The organism is Desulfosporosinus sp. BICA1-9, assembly GCF_000802135.1.
The window spans coordinates 1-19,418 of the sequence record NZ_JUEE01000245.1; the positions used below are offsets into that span (position 1 = coordinate 1).

16 protein-coding genes and 3 pseudogenes are annotated in these 19,418 nt (G+C 43.1%); 7 read left to right on the top strand and 12 right to left on the bottom strand.

Annotated elements, in window-relative coordinates; genetic code table 11:
- Positions 1–62: 62 nt before the first annotated feature.
- A pseudogene (locus JL57_RS35975) lies at positions 63–326 on the top strand (transposase); the annotation flags it as partial.
- Positions 327–856: 530 nt separating this feature from the next.
- On the opposite strand, the gene JL57_RS30235 reads toward JL57_RS35975, so the two are convergent.
- The 3 genes from JL57_RS30235 to JL57_RS30245 all read right to left on the bottom strand — a co-directional run bounded on the left by JL57_RS30235 (position 857) and on the right by JL57_RS30245 (position 1,953).
- On the bottom strand, positions 857–1,210 hold the full coding sequence (locus tag JL57_RS30235) for a hypothetical protein (RefSeq protein WP_034145585.1): 354 nt from the start codon (positions 1,208–1,210) through the stop codon (positions 857–859).
- Complete coding sequence (locus JL57_RS30240; protein WP_291300775.1) at positions 1,207–1,551, bottom strand: hypothetical protein; 345 nt, start codon at positions 1,549–1,551, stop codon at positions 1,207–1,209. Before JL57_RS30240 ends, JL57_RS30235 begins: the two co-directional genes overlap by 4 nt.
- Positions 1,552–1,746: 195 nt before the next feature.
- Complete coding sequence (locus JL57_RS30245) at positions 1,747–1,953, bottom strand: hypothetical protein (RefSeq protein WP_034145586.1); 207 nt, start codon at positions 1,951–1,953, stop codon at positions 1,747–1,749.
- Between the two features lie 329 nt (positions 1,954–2,282).
- Here JL57_RS30245 and ltrA point away from each other — a divergent pair, with 329 nt between their 5' ends.
- Positions 2,283–3,653, top strand: coding sequence for a group II intron reverse transcriptase/maturase (ltrA, locus tag JL57_RS30250; protein ID WP_291300782.1), 1,371 nt, complete (start codon positions 2,283–2,285; stop codon positions 3,651–3,653).
- A 108-nt stretch (positions 3,654–3,761) separates the two neighbouring features.
- Here the strand turns inward: ltrA and JL57_RS30255 are convergent, their stop codons facing one another.
- Complete coding sequence (locus JL57_RS30255) at positions 3,762–5,018, bottom strand: RHS repeat protein (RefSeq protein ID WP_034145587.1); 1,257 nt, start codon at positions 5,016–5,018, stop codon at positions 3,762–3,764.
- 135 nt (positions 5,019–5,153) lie between these two features.
- A complete protein-coding gene (locus JL57_RS30260; protein WP_045691076.1) occupies positions 5,154–5,498 on the bottom strand; it encodes a GRAM domain-containing protein in 345 nt (114 codons plus the stop codon).
- A gap of 270 nt (positions 5,499–5,768) precedes the next feature.
- Here JL57_RS30260 and JL57_RS30265 point away from each other — a divergent pair, with 270 nt between their 5' ends.
- Positions 5,769–6,707, top strand: a complete 939-nt coding sequence (locus tag JL57_RS30265; RefSeq protein ID WP_291300783.1) for an IS110 family transposase — start codon at positions 5,769–5,771, stop codon at positions 6,705–6,707.
- On the top strand, positions 6,689–7,009 hold the full coding sequence (locus tag JL57_RS35980) for a hypothetical protein (protein WP_291300776.1): 321 nt from the start codon (positions 6,689–6,691) through the stop codon (positions 7,007–7,009). Before JL57_RS30265 ends, JL57_RS35980 begins: the two co-directional genes overlap by 19 nt.
- 88 nt (positions 7,010–7,097) lie before the next feature.
- Here JL57_RS35980 and JL57_RS30270 read toward each other — a convergent pair whose 3' ends face one another.
- The 7 genes and pseudogenes from JL57_RS30270 to JL57_RS30300 all read right to left on the bottom strand — a co-directional run bounded on the left by JL57_RS30270 (position 7,098) and on the right by JL57_RS30300 (position 17,984).
- Positions 7,098–7,316: a hypothetical protein gene (locus JL57_RS30270; protein WP_034145588.1), complete on the bottom strand. Its 219-nt coding sequence runs from the start codon at positions 7,314–7,316 to the stop codon at positions 7,098–7,100.
- 395 nt (positions 7,317–7,711) lie between these two features.
- Positions 7,712–8,032, bottom strand: coding sequence for a hypothetical protein (locus tag JL57_RS30275; protein ID WP_291300777.1), 321 nt, complete (start codon positions 8,030–8,032; stop codon positions 7,712–7,714).
- Between the two features lie 106 nt (positions 8,033–8,138).
- On the bottom strand, positions 8,139–8,879 hold the full coding sequence (locus JL57_RS30280; RefSeq protein ID WP_291300778.1) for a reverse transcriptase domain-containing protein: 741 nt from the start codon (positions 8,877–8,879) through the stop codon (positions 8,139–8,141).
- A 713-nt stretch (positions 8,880–9,592) separates the two neighbouring features.
- On the bottom strand, positions 9,593–9,985 hold the full coding sequence (locus tag JL57_RS30285; protein WP_291300779.1) for a hypothetical protein: 393 nt from the start codon (positions 9,983–9,985) through the stop codon (positions 9,593–9,595).
- Positions 9,986–10,000: 15 nt separating this feature from the next.
- Positions 10,001–16,207 carry a discoidin domain-containing protein gene (locus JL57_RS30290; protein WP_291300780.1) on the bottom strand — a complete coding sequence of 2,069 codons (6,207 nt, stop codon included), beginning with the start codon at positions 16,205–16,207 and terminating at the stop codon, positions 10,001–10,003.
- Between the two features lie 455 nt (positions 16,208–16,662).
- Positions 16,663–17,079, bottom strand: a pseudogene (locus tag JL57_RS30295) (hypothetical protein); the annotation flags it as partial.
- A 305-nt stretch (positions 17,080–17,384) separates the two neighbouring features.
- Positions 17,385–17,984, bottom strand: a complete 600-nt coding sequence (locus tag JL57_RS30300; protein WP_034145592.1) for a DUF3102 domain-containing protein — start codon at positions 17,982–17,984, stop codon at positions 17,385–17,387.
- A 181-nt stretch (positions 17,985–18,165) separates the two neighbouring features.
- Here JL57_RS30300 and JL57_RS36745 point away from each other — a divergent pair.
- From JL57_RS36745 to JL57_RS30315, 3 genes and pseudogenes are all read left to right on the top strand, one after another.
- Positions 18,166–18,264 (top strand): annotated as a pseudogene (locus tag JL57_RS36745) (DUF2922 domain-containing protein); the annotation flags it as partial.
- A gap of 79 nt (positions 18,265–18,343) precedes the next feature.
- The gene (locus JL57_RS30310; RefSeq protein ID WP_291300781.1) at positions 18,344–18,586 is read left to right on the top strand and encodes a hypothetical protein; all 243 of its coding nucleotides are present in this window, start codon (positions 18,344–18,346) and stop codon (positions 18,584–18,586) included.
- A 70-nt stretch (positions 18,587–18,656) separates the two neighbouring features.
- Entirely contained in the window at positions 18,657–19,277 is a 621-nt protein-coding gene (locus tag JL57_RS30315; RefSeq protein ID WP_034145595.1) for a group II intron maturase-specific domain-containing protein, read from the top strand.
- The last annotated feature ends 141 nt before the right edge of the window (positions 19,278–19,418 follow it).

The following is a 19,418-nucleotide window of genomic DNA, read 5'->3' on the forward strand; positions in this document are numbered from 1 at the left end:
AGCTTTAATTACAGCATACGTAGACGGGCTTCGGATGGTGAAGGCTTGGGTATAAACCTATCAAATCATGGTTATCAACGGATATTGAGATAACCAAGAAAGAGATAATTCGCATTTATGGTTTACGCTGGGACATCGAAGTTTACTTTAAGATGTGTAAATCTTTTCTCCGTTTGGCAAAAGAAGTTCAGTGTCGCAGTTATGACTCGATGACAGCGCATACCACCTTGGTTTGCATTCGCTATATGATGTTGGCAGTAGAAAACCGTGAAAACAAGGATAGTAGAGCCAGCGGCAACTTGTTCTATGAATATTGCGATGAGGTTGCTGATTTAGATTTTACACCAGCCTTTTTATATAGTTTAGACTCTCTGTTCCCATACATGTTTTGATACCTATCTAGTAAGTCTCTTGCATAGGTATGCTTATTTGTACCAGCTACGCTCCCTGTTTCGCCTACCTTTTTTTCTGCTCTTGTAGCAATTTCTTGTACGAGCTGTGCATTGGACCGTCCAGCTTCACCCGCCCCCTTAGGTGTAAAACTGTAATAGCATTTTAGGTGGTGGCAGTTGTCTTTCCAACATCTACCACCATATTATCACACTGCTTTCTTCAGCGGTAGGGTTGGCATCACGTACGCCTATGCCTGACCAGCGGAACTTCATTGGCTGCCCTATTTACGTGCTCGCTGCAAAACGTAGCTGAATTCGCGCAAAAGAATGGGTCCAGCTGACTTTTCGCTGGACCCTTGTACAACATCGATTTGTTAGAGTGATTGTTCCGGGAAACTGACTGCAGAATTAATATAATGAAGTCAGCTCGAACTATTATTTTTTCCGTACATTTTGCAGTATTCTCATACTAAATCTTTTTGCGTTAAATCGATGGCTACTGTAAGTTTTATTTGTCCCATCTTGCTAAGACCTTTCTTATACTGCTCCATTGATATCGTCTTTACCAATGGCTCTGAACTTGAGTTAAATCGATCAAGTTCGATATTAACAATATTACACGTATCAACAAGCATTAGATAAATGTCTTCGCCTTGCTCTGGAGTATGATTTAGAAAATATGCTGTCTTCATATTAGGAAAATTAGTTTTTAATGCGGCTAACAATCTTGGATCCAGTTTGTCTTTAAAAAGAGCCTTATGCGAGCTAATTAGGATGTCCCTAAACTCTTTCTCAGTTTTACTTCCAATGAGTTTCATTTTATTACCCCCGGTGTCGCAGTCACGAGATTACCTTTCATATCAGTTAATACAGTCATTACAGAAGTAGGCTGCCCACTAAATTTATCAATACCTATAGTATTATTTAAATTAACTTCGCGCACATACCTAAGTCCATCTGTACTTTCTAAGGTTCGATTAACTGGTGTTTTAACAAGCATTTCACTTTGAAGGATACTCCTAAGTTCTTCTTTTGTTACTGTGAACTGTGAAGCATTTTTCGTTGGATTGAAATGCCTATCGACCAAATGATTCCATCCAGCATTTTCTGATACACTTCCATTGCGCAAGTTAATTCGAGATTGGACACGACCAGGCACCTGAACAGCTTCTCTCGCCCCCTTTTAGTAGAGCCGCAGCTTCATCTGTGTATTTTAGAGCTCCGATCACCGGGAGAAAACCTGCTGCATCAAGTGTCGTCTTTCCAACATGGCTCCAAGACCATTCCCAACTCTTCACATCATAAGATAAGTCTCTGAAGTCTCCTAGAAAATCTATTCCAAGTAAACTCGTACCTAATTGGCTGCTGTTCCAAGTCCAGTTACATCATTTGTGTAATTACCTAGTATAAGCTGTTTTCCAGATGAAACTAGATAATCAGCATTACTCGTCCCCTGATAATTGCCTATCCCTGAGCTTTTAATGGCTTCGAATGCTTGTTGGGCTCGTTCTTTGTCTTCTGAAACAGTGTCTTCGAACGCTGCCTTACCATCCTCCACCATTTGCTTAAGCTTTTCTTCCGCTTACGCTTCGCCTCAGCGACCTTTTTCTCCGCTGCTTGGGCTTTAGCCGCTGCAGAATCTGCTAAGCTTAACATCTTTTGTTTGGCGTTTTGGAGCGCTGCTTTAGCTGTTTTATAAATCTTCCGCTTCTTCGCGTTGACCCAGTTATAAGCTTGCTCAACCTTTGCGCTTACCCACTTGCAGCCGCTTCGAGTAGACCAGGCTGGCTCTCACGAATTCAGGAATTGCTGACGTTACGTAGTAAGCAAGGCAAACGTTTCTCCCGTATCAGTGGTATTTTAAGACTCAGGAGGTTATGGTATTCTGCATTGGAGAAGGTCTTGAGTAATAAAGGTGCACGCACTCCGGGCATCGATGACAAGACCAGCAGAAGCTATCAAAAGGAAGACGAGAAAGCTTCCCTCATCAATCAGATTTTAGCAGAGATCAAAGGAAGGTGTTATAAACCTCAGCCCGTCAGAAGAATCTACATTCCCAAAAATCCAACCGAGAAGCGCGCGATTGGCATCCCCACCATAAAAGACCGGGTAGTCCAAGAAGCACTTCGCCTGATACTCGAACCCATCTACGAAGCAAAGTTCCATCATCATTCCTATGGCTTCCGACCCTTTAGGTCAACCCATCATGCGGTAGCCCGAGTGCAGTCCCTGATCAGCCTTCACGGCTATAACTGGGTAGTTGAAGGGGATATTCGGAAATGCTTTGATCGGATTGACCATGACAAGCTCATGTCTCTACTCAGGCGGGATATCTTGGACAAACGCATCCTTAAACTGATTCGCATGATGCTCAAAGCCGGAGTTTTGGAGGAGCTTGAGCTATTGAGAACGGAGTTGGGCACTCCTCCCGGCGGAATCCTATCTCCTCTTTTGGCAAATATCTACCTGCATGAGCTAGATCAGTTTATTTCCAGTCGGTATGAGGATCTTGATCAATACCGCAGGAATAAGGCTCCTCTTAAGCTCTTTATCTGCCGTTACGCCGATGATTGGTGCATTCTTATCAAAGGCACGCAGGAGCAGGCGGACCTTGTCAAACAAGAGGTCACGGAATTTCTCTTGGAAACCCTGAAATTAGAGCTTTCGGAGGAGAAAACTCTCATCACTCCGGTCGAAAAGGGGTTTGATTTCCTGGGGTTTAATATTAGGAAATACCCGGACGCGGTTCATGTCAAGCCAACCTTAAAGGCACTCCGGAAACTGCGGGACAAGGTCAGGGAAATCACCCAAACATTCTTTGCTACGGATTTGGATCTGGGGATTATGAAACTTAACTACGCGCTCAGAGGGTTTGCGGAATATTACCGTCGGGTCTACAGCAAACGCATCTTCCGGAAGCTGGATTTCTTTATTTGGTGGCATGTTTTACGGCGAGCAAAGCGGTTCATTTATGGTAGCAGCAGATACTCCACAGCTAAGTTTTTAAAACAACATTACTATCCTTACAATCAAGATGTTTTCAAAATGAACCGCCACCATAAGGGTATTAACTTTGGTACTTGGTCGGAAGAAAAGCAAAAGGCTTGGATGCTCCAAGCTCTGCGGTTTTATCCCATCCAGTACATTAAAGGCCACCCCCAGCTTAATCCGTATCTTACTACAGAACGCGCTAAACTGGAAGCTGATAGGAATCTTAACCGTCTTCTGAGTAATCTGGCAAAGTACCCACTGAAAGTTTAAACTTTTAACATGAATTGATTATTTGCCTATCTTACCGGAATGTTTTGGCCTGGGTGAAAGCCGGATGTGTCGAAAGATCCCTGTCCGGTTTGGAAAGGGGCGTGAGTGCTACCTGCTTCTAACGAAGTAAGGCGACTCACGCCTACTTTGCCTCGTGGTCTCGTTTTTGGCATTAACCACAGATGTTAACCGGTTAAATATATCGTAATGGTTGGTAGTGACATTGCCCATCCCGTCGGTCGTGGTGTTGACATTACCAACATTGTCATAGGTCTGGCTCTTGGTGTGGTTTAAGGGGTCAATGGTGGAGAGCAGGCGGTTGTTTTTGTCATAGGTGTATTGGGTTATTTGGTTGAGGGCATCTGTAGATTGGATCTGGACACTGTTATGATTGTAGACCAATTTTTCTATACTTTTGTTCAAGGGGTCTTGCTTTTGGATTAACCGGTCGAGCGGATCGTAGGTGTTGGTGTAGGTATTGCCCAGCCAGTCGGTTTTGGTGGTTTGGTTGCCGTCGGCATCATAACCATAGCTGGTGACGTGGAGAATAGGCACACTGTTGAGATTGGTTACAGTGATTTTGCTGCTGGTGAGCTTATTTACTTGGTTGTAAATGTTTTCCGTGGTGACGTTGTTGCCGTCCACTTGAAAGCGCTTGTTGCCGGCTTTGTCATAACGGATGGAGGTGGTTAGACTTTGGGTGGCGTCGGCTTTTTGCTCGGTATGGGATAGTTCTCTGCCTTGGTTGTCATAGGTATAGAGATCCACGGGTCCGGCTGGGTTGGTCTTTTGCTTGAGGTTACCGTTTGTATCATATTGATAAGTGACTGTGCTGGCTGGGATGGTGGTGTCACCGGGATAGGTGGCTTGCATGGGCTTGGACCAGGCGTTGTAAGCAAAGGAGATGGTGTTGCCGTTACCGTCGGTTTGGCTTATGAGGTTGCCGGCTGTGTCGCAGGTGTTGGTTTTGATGGTTTGGTTGTTGATTTTGGTGGTGAGCAGGTTACCTGCATCATCGTAGGTGTAGGCGGTGATTACGCCATTGGCATTGGTCTGACTTGTTTTCCGACCTATGCCATCATAGCCGTATTGGGTGGTAAATGCCAGACTGCGCTCGCTGCTGACTGGGTCTAGGACTGCGAGGACGCGGTTGGCCGGGTCATAGGTGGATTGGGTGCCATAGCCGCTGTTGATTTTGGCATCGACTGTAGAGCTGGTTCCTGCTTCGTAGCCCAGGGCGTCCAGTTCTTTGATTTTGTTGCCGTTTTGGTCATATTTGTAGGCTTTGGAGATAATGGTTAGCCACTTGCTGCTGACTGGATCAAGGTAAGTATAACTCTTGGTTTTGACTCTGTTTACTTCCATAGATACTTTTAAGAAGACTATTCCCTTTGCACGAAGCGACCCCCTCAGAAGTACATTTTCATGATTATGAGAGGAGTTATAAATAAATGCTAGGCCATCCGGCTTTTTGTCCGTCGACCTTGAGATTGAAACATGTTAACATGAAGATAAAATAGCAGCATTTATTTTTTGAATCCATATTTTTCGTTTATTAACAACAAATTTTTCAACTATACCGCTAATGGTTATAATCTTCAAACCATTTGGTACAAAGCCAGCCGTCAATACAGTTTTTACTTCAGCAATTTGCTTTAACGAAATTACAGTTTCATGTTTTTGATTATTCATATTATGCGATTTGAACACAATTTCTTCACTAGTTAAATAAAGCCATCCACCAACGCTTTCAGTTCCCATAAAATGATTAGCTACATCTTCCATAATAATATTCTTTTCCACATTTATTGCCAATCCTTTTCCTTTAAATTTTTTACTTTGCATGAATACAAACTCCCATGCGCCCTTGGGGGCACAAACTAGTATGAAAATGGGTGAATAACCTGACAACGTGATTATGATGACACACATTGCACCATAATATGATTATGCAGGACAGGTAAGTCGATTTTTTTATGGGCGTTCGACCCCGACATACAAACTGATTACGACCATCTTGAGCACAAACTATTGTTGCCACGAGCACAAATATCAAATTTCGGATTGTCAGATGGTTGTGCCCTGCTTAGAAAGGAAGGATATTTTTTGGATGCTATGCGTGTGTGTTGTGCTGGTCTGGATGTTCATCAAGCCATGGTCGTTGCCTGCATTATTAAGGGGCCTTTAGAATGTAAACCAAAGGTTGAGATTCGTGAGTTTTCTACGGTATTATCCGGATTACTTGCTTTGCAGGACTGGTTATCCCAAGAAGGATGTACGGACGTTGCTATGGAGAGTACAGGGGTTTACTGGAAACCAATCCATAATATCTTAGAATCAACTTGCGATATCACCTTAGGCAATGCTAGGCATATCAAGAATTTGCCTGGTCGAAAAACGGATGTAAATGATGCTCGCTGGATTGCTGAATTACATCGTAGCGGCTTGATTCAGAAGAGTTTTGTCGCCCCACTAGCTATTCGGGAGTTGCGAGATTTAACACGTTATCGAAAAAAGCTGAAGGGGTATGAAACCTCTGAGCGAAATCGCATCCTTAAGATTCTTGAAGATGCCAACATTAAGATTTCAACTTACATGTCCGATGTATTTGGTGTCTCAGGTCGTCTGATGTTAAATGCGCTAATTGATAGTGAAGTCATCGAAGCTTCTCATCTCGCTGAATTAGCTAAACGACAGCTGCGAGCGAAGATACCCGAACTAACTCAAGCACTTAATGGGCGAGTTACCAAGCATCATCGCTCCATTATGAAACGGTCCTTTGATCATTTGACGTTCCTAGAACAACAGATTGCTGAAATCGAGTTGGATATGGAACAATATTTTGCCCCGTATCAGAATGAAATTGAGTTACTTGATACAATCCCCGGGGTTGGAGTGCATGTAGCTCAATCAATCCTTGCAGAAATTGGAGTAGACATGTCTGTTTTTCCCTCAGAAGCTCATATTTCTTCGTGGGCAGGATTAAGTCCAGGAAACAACGAGAGCGCTGGTAAAAAAAAAGTACCCGAACGCCCATGGGCAATAAAGCTCTAAAGACGGCCTCATTAGAAGCAGCTTGGGCAGCCAGCAGAACACGAACCTTTCTGGGGAGTAAATTCTGGTCTATGGTCGGACGAAAGGGTAAGAAGAAAGTGGCCACAGCAATAGCTCATAAGATTCTTGTGATTGCCTATCATATTCTTGAAACCGGAAAACCTTACAATGAAATAGGTGCCGACTTTCTTGAAAAGCGAAGATCAATCTCAACTGAGGAACTCATGGTACGCCGACTTACTAAATTAGGCTATAACATAGTCAGAACACCGGAAAACCAGACCAAAGCAAAACCAGCTTAGGTCATAGATCGGTAAGCTAATTCTTTTTAATAGGGGCCCATTATTTCGTGTCCCGGGCATGATTATGGCTATTTTATTCAGAGTTACTTCAGTATTCCAAGTTACCTAGGAACGCATCATTCCAAGTGAGAGGTTTACTCCAAGTTATTTTCTTATCAAAAATACTGATTAACAATCCAAATATAAGCCCAAGAAAAGTTCCGACCACAATACCTACATAACAATTGGTTACAATCCCAACAATTACTCCCATAATAATTCCAAATGGAATTCCTGCTGATAAAAATGTTTTAAAGTTTTCTTTCATTCACTTTCCTCCAAAGTCTCTGAGGTTGGTTCTTTGGACATCTCTGGCTGTCTGATTACCAGATCCGTCTAGTTCTAGGACGACTTTATCTCTGACGTAAACATATTTAGCAATTTGGGTCAGTTGACTTTTTTGGCTACCCTTAAGCCCTCACCGTTGTAGGTGCTAGACACGTTAGAATACAAATTATTTTTCCAACATCTACTACCATATTATCATAAATATAAAAAGAAAGGCCAACAGACTTTTTACGTCCGTTGACCAATTGTTTTAAATATTTTCGGGTTTCTTGATTCAGCCCAGCCCTTTACATTTACTTTCGCTGAATTTAGCCCCTGCTCACTTATTTAGTCATTTGGAATCATTCCACGCAATTGAAGTAATAGTACAATAACTTATTCCTCAAATTGAAATTTCTTAGCATAATAATATTTTAAGATATTGTGGGTACCTATTGAAAATAAAAAACCAAAAAACATCAATCCAATAACTAATAAGGCAACCACCAAGTCTTGACTAACTTTTCCAATTAATAATCTTCCAATTCCTAATCCAAGTATACCCGCTGCAAATATTATTCCCATAGGATTTTCCATCTTCCTTTTAACTTTAAAATACCCTCTCTTAATCAACCTTAAAGTATTTAAAATGCTTACAATATTTATCATTAAATAAGCAGTCATAGTTAATGATATATAATAACTAGGAACTTTCATTTCTGCCTCTGCTATCTTATATGCAGCAACTAATAATGATAATGAAATAAAGGTACTATATATTCCAAAAAAAAGCATTAACTGTATTTTTTTTGTTCAGTATTAATTAATAATAGGCTAACCCTTTGCAGGCTTTTCTTATTCGCTTTTCAAACCATAAATCTAGGACATAGTGAAGATATACATTTGCAAGAATTGGGGAGCATACTCCGCCCTGAGGTGTTCCTTCAGGTGTATCATAAATAATGCCTGCATCAATTATCCCAGATTTTAGGAATCTTGCGATTAGCCTTAATATATTAGGGTCTGCTATTCTGTGTTGAATAAATTTCATTAGCCATTCATGGTCTACATGATCGAAGAAGGCTCGGATATCTGCATCGACAACATAATTGATCTTCCTGTTGTTAACGATTTTGTTTAATACCTTTAATGCATCATGACAGCCTCGCTTGGGACGAAATCCAAACGAGCATTCCAGAAAATCCTGCTCATATACTGCATTTAGTATTCGCGCAAGGGCTGCTTGGACCAGCTTATCTTCGTAGGCTGGAATTCCAAGCGGCCTTTTCTTGTCACTGCCTGGCTTCGGTATATAAACTCGCCTTACAGGTTGCGGTTTGTAGGCTTGCCGTTTCATACGATGGATTAAGTCCTTGACGTTTGCATCAAGATTTGATCCATATTCTTCTTTGGTCACATCGTCTACACCGGCTGCCTTCTTCCCATTCATTTCTTGATGGCACTGTTTTATTGTCTCTTCATTGATAAGATGGGCTAGTGATGTAAACTTTTCTTGTGGTCGCGTTCTAGCTGTCTCTGCTATCCTTGCAAGTTTCGTGTCCATAGGTCTCCTATCTCTGTGTATAGTCTATGTTTCTCTTTTAAGGTCGATGTCGTGTTACCGCCTTCCCTCCACAGGCATTACCCCGCTTCATCAGTAATATGCAGTAATCTGACTCCCTAAGGCATTCGGCCTCCTCACTTTGTTATCGCTTGTTGGCCTTACTTTCTCTGTGTAAAGAGCTCTTAGGGTCTCCCACGTTGACGCATCATAACACTGTGTAGCATGCCAAGGTCACCGACCCCGGGGAAGCTAATATATTCTCGCATAACGACTATATTAGTGTTGTTTTCTACCCTGGTAAAAGTATCAACCTTCCCGATTTGGGATATCGAGGCTCAATCCCTTCAGCTTACGCTTTCGGCCTACTACCTTGCTGTCTACGCTTAACATTACAAGTTACCCGGTAATGTCCAAGACTCGCTATGAGTGATTTGCTAAATCTTACTCAGTGGGAATCCCACCCACTATATGATGCGCCCTTCGTGGCGCACTACCAGTCCCCTTTGGGAGGAAAAGAGGACCCCCGAAGATGAACTTCGAAGGCCTTTTCCGACCCGACCTCTGGTCAGCAAGAGGTGCCCCCACCTTATCTAGGGGTTCGCCTAGAAGAAAGAGCCAAGACCTTGCAGACTTGACCCGTGTTCTTTGAGAGGAAGTTACGCCTTTGCAAGGGATGGCCCCCAACGTGTATTTCGCTTAATTAATTGACTTTGTTATGGCCGATCAACAAGTTCAGTTTTCTTAAAGTTACTCATTACCTCCTGTAAAATTTTCTGATCATCACATCTAAGGAATAGAAATGAACTATCAAAGATTCCTAGCGATAGGTTTGAACCAACTTTCATAAGTGTTACGTTATAGAAGTATTGCTCATCTTCTATCAGCAACGGAAATAGTTCTTCGTACTTAATCGTACATTTTTTCCCCTTGTTTAGCCTATCTTCTATTTCACAAATGACTTCTCCATATCCATAAGCTCCCTGTACTATTTCCCATTCACCTTGCAAAATAGAACTATTAATTCTGTTCATTACTTTAATTATTTCACCTAGGCTTACTAGATAGTCTTTATTCTGGACTTTATCAAATATCCTTAGTTCTTTCACTAATTGCACCTCCATTTATGCATTCGGATCCCAAGGTATAGGGTTACCTCTTCTATATCCCCCTTTTGGTGCCTTTTGGGGATTATTTGGTTCAAGCTTGTGTTTATGCGGATTCGTATGGTTTTCCGGGTCACCATGGTCGGTAAAATCCCAATCATGATCAGCCGTTATTCCCCTTCCATCCGGTCGCAGAACCCATTCTCTACCTTGATTGTACGTATGTCCATCATCCGTACGCCTACCAAGTTGAGTGTGTGGAGAATCACTATCCGGGATTGAGTCACCATGTTTTGTTCGAGGCAAAGCCCTATCAGGTGCATAAGTGCCAGGTGCCCCTGGTACAGCAGGTGAACTTTGCCCAATATCTTCATCACTGTCTGCAGTAAATCTGTCGGATATTTCATCAATTAAAACTGCGGTTAGAACCACAGCAACTGCAACTACGGCAACCACCGCAACGACCTCAAATGCTACAGTTGCAGCAACTGCTCCAATCAGTAGAGCAAAAGGATTTTTGCCATTAGGGTCTATTTGATTGACTGGATTATTTAAGCAATAAGCGAACATATTGGTAGATAACAATTCCCCAAAATTACCTACCATCCCATCCGCATTAATAAACCTTCCCCACTCAGGGCTATAATACCTGCTTTGGAGATAATACAAACCAGTCTCTTTATCAGACCTATAGCCCCTATACAGGTAAGGATTCTTAGCTCCAACTGTGCTAGCTAATGTGCCTGTAGTAGATATCAGCTTACCCCAGGAATCATAGGTGTAGCCGACAACCTTCGTTCCTGTGCTGTCGAACAGCCCAATAATATCCCCCTGAGCATTTCGAATATAATAGTACTCTGTGCCGTTTAAATTCATACTCACAAGGTTTCCGGTAGCACCATAACTATAATATATCTTATCCGTACCGTTATCCTCAAGGGTTACTTTGTCACCATTCAGGTAATATTTTGTAGTAACTCCATTAACGGTCTTCTGAGTTCTGATTCCTGAATCGTTATACTTGAAGGATAAATTTTGCCCAGTCTTCGACATTGTAGCGAGCTGTCTCCCTGCTTCCCAGGTATAGGTCCAGCCGTCATAGGTCAGGGGGTTACCTATGGCATCATAGGTTATAGCTTTACCGTCATAGCTGGTGAGTTTATCTTTCCAGTTGGCGTCATCGTAAGCATAGCTGTACGTTTTGGTGGGTGTACCCGGTGTTCCCGTTGTATAGGGGTATTCTACTTTATTTGAAAAGTTTCCCCCTACATCATAAGAATAAACGATTGTTTTGTTGAGTACCTGGTTGTCTTCCCTGGTTAATTCATTGAGCTCATTGTAGTAATACTTGATGACATTACTACCCTGAGTTATGGTCTCAATATTTCCGTTTGGATCATACGTATAGCTTGTAGAATTGCCAGCATTAATCATGCTACTTACTTTAGCCGTTGTAGAGCCAGTACTAATGCCTGCTAAATAATTATAGCTTGTTATATAAGGCGTTGACGTATCGACCGTCGTTTTTTCAACTCTACCTAAAGCATCATACTTGTTGCTGACGCTTTTCAAGTTATTCAAGATAGTTTTGACAGGCCTGTTGTCCCTGTCATATTCGTATTGGGTTATGATCGAATCGCTTCCGTAAATATTAAACTCCCATAAGGAATAACCATAGGAGGTTCCTCTTAGTTTTCCATACATTCTGACATAACGAGCGCTGGCATTTAACCCTGTGATATCATCTGTCCCGCCGTCTCCGCTGGTTGTACTGTAAATCGTCGTCCAGTTTACGGCATCATTGGAGGTTTGGATATCATAGCTTTTGCCATACGCTGCTTCCCAATCCAGGGAGATGCGTTTGATGGTCTTGGTTGAGCCTAGATCGGCATAAATCCATTGCGGGTCACTATACTGGCTTGACCAACGGGTTTGGGGATTGTTATCAAAGGCTTTATCGGCAGAAACACTTGAGGCTTCTTGTGAGGAGGCGACAAAATTACTCTTATAGACACTAAATTCCCAGAGTGAATAGCCATAACTTGTTGCTCTTTGAGTTCCATACATTCTGACATACCGGCCACTGGCGGATAGGTTATTGAGATCATCAATTCCACCATCACCGCTTGAGGTACTATAAACCGTCGTCCAGTTCACCGCATCATTGGAAACCTGAATACTATACGCCCTTGCATAAGCCGCTTCCCAGTTCAAAACAACCCGCTTGATGTTGGTCGTTGTCCCTAAATCGACATAGATCCATTGTGGGTCACTGTATTGACTGGCCCAACGAGTGGCTGTGTTGCCGTCTACCGTTTTGTCTGCCGTTACGGTGCCCGCTTCAACGGATGACGCAGTGGCGGGTTTGTTTAAGGAGACCAGCGTTGAATCCGGAACATTGTATCTTCCCGTCAAGTTGCTTGTATCTTGGGCTGCTGTCATGTAGCTGAATCGTTCGGTTAGTTTGATTAGATTGTTATTTGCGTCATAGTTATAGTTGGTGGAGTTACCTTGATTATCGGTTACTTTACCCAATCGGTTCGCAAAATCGTACGTGTATTTATAGTTGACTCCGTTGACCAAATCCTCTTTAATCCCTAAATTCCCATTTCCGTCATAGGCATACTTAAATTTTATCTCGCCGCCATACTTGAGGGCTGTTACTCTATCCAGGATGTCATAATCCGAGCCGACTTTCTGGTTGTTACCGTAGGTGGATTCCAGGAGATTCCCGGTATTGCGGTTTGAGTTGTATTGTTCATAGGTGTTGGTGATCAGAGGCTGGTTTCCGACTTTGACCGCTGCGTTGTTGCCCATAGAGTCATAGTCAAAGGAATAGGTCACTTGGTTGTTGTTACTGGTGACCGTTTTGATCCGGTCGTTTTCATAGGTGTAACTGTTGGAGACCGTTTGACCATCGGCTGTTTTAGAGGCTGCTTTTAACTGGTCTGTATTCGGATCATAGGTGTAGGAGGTTGTCTTCGACTTGGCGTCGGTTACGCTGTCCAGGGTTCCCTTACTGGAATCGTTGTTATAGGTTACTGTGTTTCCTTGGCTGTCTTTTAGAGTCTTGAGATAGTTTCCGTCCGTTGTATAGGTAGCTGTTGAGTCAATGAATAGACTGGTGTCCCCTACTTTGGATGTCTTAGGATTGCCGTAGCTGTCATAGGTGAAGGAATAGACGACATTTTCTGCTGAGGTAGCCGTTTCCAGGTTGTGTTTACCGTCGGTGCCATAGGTATACTTAAACTGGCTTCCTTTGGGATCAACAGCTTTGGTTAAATCGTTATTAGTGTATTCAAACCTGGATTGCTGTTTGGCAAGGTCTGCGCTGGAGACGACATTTCCGTTCGTGTCATAGGTGTAGCTTTGGCCAAACTCTTCTTTGTAGAGCTGTAATCCGTCAAAATAGGCGGTATTGGCTTGATTATAGTAAAGTACATAATAGACGATATCCGTATAGGGCCCGGAGGCGATCACTTTATCGGAGGCATATTGCCAATCAGCTGAGTCTTCATTAAACGTGACGACTTCCCATTGATAGGTTCCGTCCGTTTTATGGATCCCTACATCGAGTGCAAAGTATCGGCCGCTGCCGTTTGTTAGGGACACCGAAGACCCTTTGCCCCAGCCACTGACGACAAAGACATCATTAGCTTGTCCTGAAACATTGATGTTCTGATAAAACGCTTTAGTTTTATCGGCAACTCCGTTTAGCCTTACGGATCTGGTCCCGAAGGCTTTCTCGACATTTACAGAAGTGTCGTTCGCATCTGTAGAACCATTTTTTGTCCAAAACAAGGGGTCACCTGTATTAAATTCAAAGCTGGAATTCTCAACAAGATTGTATCGATTGGCAATGGTTCCTTCTTCAAGCTGCAGAGCGTCAAAGTAGGCTGTGCCGGTTTCTTCGATGATACCTGCCCGGGCGTATACACTCGTGGAAGCTGCGTCTGCAGGCAACGTAAAGGTGACTTCTTGTCGGTTAAAACCGGTTGTCCCATTAACATAGGTACTATCTTTCGTCTGCCAGGCCCCGGTACTGTCCTGGTAATTGATAAATAGGGCTGCCCCTTTATGGTTGGTACTGCTGACAGTATTGGTTTTGGTATAACCGGAAAGGGTGTAGGTCTTGCCTTTTTCAAGCGTTAATAATTGTTCATAGAATTGTCTCGCTAAGGTGTTTGTTTTCGTCACTTTCAAGGATTGATTACCAAAATACTTCTCTTCGGTGGTAAAACTGCCGGAACCTGTCGAGCCGGTCCAGTCATTCGCAGTCCAAGAGCTGCTTTGTTCGATGTTATGATTCTTTAGCATGTTAATAACAGTCTTTTGCAGCTTAGATTCCAGGGAAAGCTTATTGGCATTAGCACCGCTGAGGTATTTGTAATACTCGGCGTTGCCATCGGCATCTTTAACATTGATCGTATTGCCTAAGAAGTTAAACTGGTAGGTGTTTTTTCTGCCCTTGACGTCCGTAAAGAAGGTGGTGTTATTCCCATATGAGATATTAAGCTCATTGCCTAACGTGCCGTCGCCATGGGTTTCCAGGATTTTTTTGGCTCGATAGGGTGCAACGGTATAATATTCATAGGTTATTTTATACCCATTGTTGTAGGCTGCACTAGTTAGCTTATCGGAGACATCATAGGTATATTCGGTCGTTGTGCCGTCTGGATAGGTGATGGTGGTAAGCTGGACACCGGTATAGGAAAAGCTAGTTCTCCGATTGGATGGATCGGTAATTCCAATTAAATAGCCTTGAGGGGTTAAGTCAAGTGTTGTTTCCCGGCCTGCTCCATCGATAATCCTGTTGAGAATGACGCCATTGTAGCCTAAGCTCAGGGTGTTTCCATTTGAATCGATCATGGTTAGCAGATAGCCTACGCCTTCGCTTCCGATGGCTGTGAAGTTTAACTGGTTATTCTTTTTGTCTTTGATATTATAAGTGCCATTGGCATTTTTGATAAGGGTATAGTCTGTGGGGCTTAATTCATCGACAATAGCATTTCTCGATGCGTCATATTTGAAATAATGTTTGGTGCCATCTCCGTCGGTATAGATATAATATTGGACGCCATCTATGCTCTGTTCGGCGATCCTTTGATTCAAGTTAAGTCTCCAGCCGGATCCGTATTTAATGTCGGTCGCCTGATCATTGCTGTTATACACGTGGTTTATAGATACAGGCATCCTGTTGCCATTCATCGCTAAATCATTATGAGTGAATATGACGTTTCCATTATAATCATTGACGTACCCTGTTCCGGCTCTTCCGACATCCTGGGAATGATACGTCCAGTAACTTTCCAAGCCGGAGTTGTTGATATAGGATAAGACGACACTCGCCCTATATTGGGTGTAAGCACTGCTTGTATTGGCCGAAACATATTCTGTGTAACCGATGTTTACTTCATCGTGGTTTTTGAGCATTAGCCCATAATTGTTCCCGGTTGTGTACCAGTCTTTGACAATGCTTGTGACATCCCAAGTATAGTAGGGTTCAAGATCCTTTACGAATTGATAATCGACGACTTTTGTATCATAGGCAGGTTTATTGTTCCAGGTTATTGAGTTTCCGCTCCAGTCGCCTTGGACTTTGTGGACATTAACCTGTCTAAAGGCTGAGTTGGCGGTTAACAGGTACATATACAGATTCGCGTTAATAACCATATCTGACGTTGTTAAGGTTGGCAAATTAAATTTAATGTAGGAACGATGAACTCCCCCGGTCGAATTACCGGTCTTGAGCATATGGCTGTTCTCGAAGTTAGAGTTCGGAAGTCCTTCGGAAACATGATTGTCCGTTATGTTGGACGTTTCCTGTTTTGTCTGCAAGGTGGGATCAATGATAATTGGAAATACTCTATCCGCACTGCTTAACCATTCATGATTGGGTTGGACTTTTAGATTATACCCCTTCCCTACTGGTTCCAGAGTTAATTTGATGTCATTGTTTAGTTCATTTTTAGCGTCATACATATAGGGAGCGTCCATGCTAAAGATTGTTTTTTCCGGGTCATTGGTATCATAAAATGCGATACTGTTATCCTCCAGAAGCTTTGGAATTAGGCCCTTTGTATTTAGATTAAAGATAAACAAAGGGTTGTCCACTTTTTCCTTAAGAATGATATTTTCCTTGATATCTTGGGGATTCACCTCATACTGCAAATCGATATTGGGATAGATGTTCAGAAAATCGATGGTTGATGATAGGTTCGGCAAGGTTCGTTTTTTATCATTATCTGGGTGTTGTCTTCGACGATCAGATAAAAGCTCTCTTAATTATTAGGAATTTGTGACGATAATGTGATCAACTTATAAAACTATTTCGCTTTATTTCAGTAAAATTCTTTTATTCTTAGATATGTAATTTATTCCTTAATTGATTCTACACCTCAATGCGCTGAATGCGATCGATAGATTGTCTTTCACTTTCTGACCATTTTAAACTAACTCAATTCATCTATTTCCAACTAATAAAAAGAGTCTACCATTAAAAAAACAAGAGGGCCAGCAACACCAATTTTTCAGTGTTGCTGGCCTCTCCAGACTTATTTAATCACACTTTTACCCATGAGGTATTTATCAACTTCCCGGGCGGCAAGCTTTCCTTCTTGGAGAGCCCAGACGATGAGACTCTGACCTCTCCTCATATCCCCGGCGGTGAAGACCTTATCCTCTGAGGCCAGAATAACCCTGTCATCTTTAGTTATATAATACCTTGATGGTCGGAGTCCGTTTCTGTCCAGTACTCCGCCAATGACCACACCATCACTAAACCCCATGGCGGCAGGGCCATCCCAAGGTTCCATGATAAAATTGTTGAACTCGTAGAAATCCTTTTTCTCTTTGGACATCAGTTCATTCTTCTCCCAGGGTTCTGGGATCATCATCATCACTGCGTGAGGCAGCGACCTTCCGGTCAGGTGAAGAAATTCTAGGCTGCTGTCGAACATCGCGGAATCACTACCCGTCTCATCGACGATAGGGTAGACTTTAGAAATGTCCTCAAACAAAGGGGAATCGATACATTGCTGTCTCACCTTCATCCAGTTTACATTCCCTCTGATGGTATTGATTTCGCCGTTGTGAACAAATTCTTTAACTGTACAATTATAATCTTGCGAACAAATTGTCCTTCTTTAATCCAACGTCTTTATTAACGCCCTCCCTTCGTTTTAATCGGCGAAGGGAGGGCGTTTATGTGCGTTCATTTGCTGGTTAAATTGTCAGTCATGTCGGACGTCCCGAGATTCAGAGGCTTCCATCAAACGGTAGTCCCTTTGGATTTAGATTTGCATCCCACTTCGCATCATATAGATGAGGTGTAACAGTAGGAATGCGTACAATGCATTCCTCTTAAGCTCTATCTATATTATTGCATCAAATCTAGAATTATTTACCACCTTTCATGAGTGGCATAGGTTTCAACTGTCCTCATATTCGTCCTGGGAACAGGCGGCCACTCTTTAAGCCTTTCCACCATATATTCAGCAAGCTGGCTCGCGTCTTTACTGCATTTCTCCTTCACTGCCAGATCAAGTCTGGCCAGTTGGCCGAGGGCTACCAGCAGCTCCTGGAATGTATCGGCGATAGTTTGGCAGCAAGCGGTGCATCTTTCTTCATACTTCGTGGTAAAGGCTGGATGCTCCATGATAAATTTCTCCCGCTCATCTTCAGGAATTCCCAGCAGGAGAAGAGCCTGGTAGTAGGTCAAATTCGCCAGTACTGGCGAATTTGACCTGCCAACCTCAGCAAATAGGTTATCTCCATATTCTTTAAAAAGCTGCATCAGCTTGTTGGCTGTGCGCTGGGAATAGCTCACCGATTCCACCAGCCATTTTCCCCATTCTCCATGGGGGAGCAGGTCCTTGGCCTCCTTCAGGCGCTTGCCGATCTCCATGGCACTGGTAAGCATGAATTTAGAAGTCTCTTGTTTAATCTTATTAATCTCAGCCGCGATGACCAGGGGAGTACGTTCCGTGATGGGTTCATCCATTTTGATTCCCGCCTTTTTAATAGCTTTAATGACAGCATACGCAGGCGGGTTTAGAATGGTGAAGGCTTGGCTATAACCTCATCAGGTCACCTGCCAAACTTGGGAATCTGGTGACAATCCCTGCTAAGATCATGTCCGAAGCAGTTAACTTCAGCTGGTTCGGACATGATTTTTCTTTCAGATGGTACCCCCCCGTTTTACCACCGAGGGAGGAAAGAAGTTTACAATAACAATTCTCAATCCCAGGGAAGACCTGAATCAAGCTGAGGTCCTGACCGTTCCCTTTGGACTGCCGGCCAAGGTCCCTCGGCCGGCAGTCTATCCTCTTTTCCTATTCAGAATCACGGCTTTCATCTTGAATGGCCATGAATAAAGGTGCACGCACTCCGGGCATCGATGGCAAGACCAGCAGAAGCTATCAAAAGGAAGACGAGAAAGCTTCCCTCATCAATCAGATTTTAGCAGAGATCAAAGGAAGGTGTTATAAACCTCAGCCCGTCAGAAGAATCTACATTCCCAAAAATCCAACCGAGAAGCGCGCGATTGGCATCCCCACCATAAAAGGCTCCTCTAAAGATCTTTATCTGCCGCTACGCCGATGATTGGTGCATTCTTATTAAAGGCACGCGGGGGCAGGCGGAACTTGTCAAACAAGAGGTCACGAAATTTCTCTTGGAAACCCTGAAATTAGAGCTTTCGGAGGAGAAAACTCTCATCACTCCGGTCGAAAAGGGGTTTGATTTCCTGGGGTTTAATATTAGGAAATACCCGGACGCGGTTCATGTCAAGCCAACCTTAAAGGCACTCCGGAAACTGCGGGACAAGGTCAGGGAAATCACCCAAACATTCTTTGCTACGGATTTGGATCTGGGGATTATGAAACTTAACTACGCGCTCAGAGGGTTTGCGGAATATTACCGTCGGGTCTACAGCAAACGCATCTTCCGGAAGCTGGATTTCTTTATTTGGTGGCATGTTTTACGGCGAGCAAAGCGGTTCATTTATGGTAGCAGCAGATACTCCACAGCTAAGTTTTTAAAACAACATTACTATCCTTACAATCAAGATGTTTTCAAAATGAACCGCCACCATAAGGGTATTAACTTTGGTACTTGGTCGGAAGAAAAGCAAAAGGCTTGGATGCTCCAAGCTCTGCGGTTTTATCCCATCCAGTACATTAAAGGCCACCCCCAGCTTAATCCGTATCTTACTACAGAACGCGCTAAACTGGAAGCTGATAGGAATCTTAACCGTCTTCTGAGTAATCTGGCAAAGTACCCACTGAAAGTTTAAACTTTTAACATGAATTGATTATTTGCCTATCTTACCGGAATGTTTTGGCCTGGGTGAAAGCCGGATGTGTCGAAAGATCCCTGTCCGGTTTGGAAAGGGGCGTGAGTGCTACCTGCTTCTAACGAAGTAAGGCGACTCACG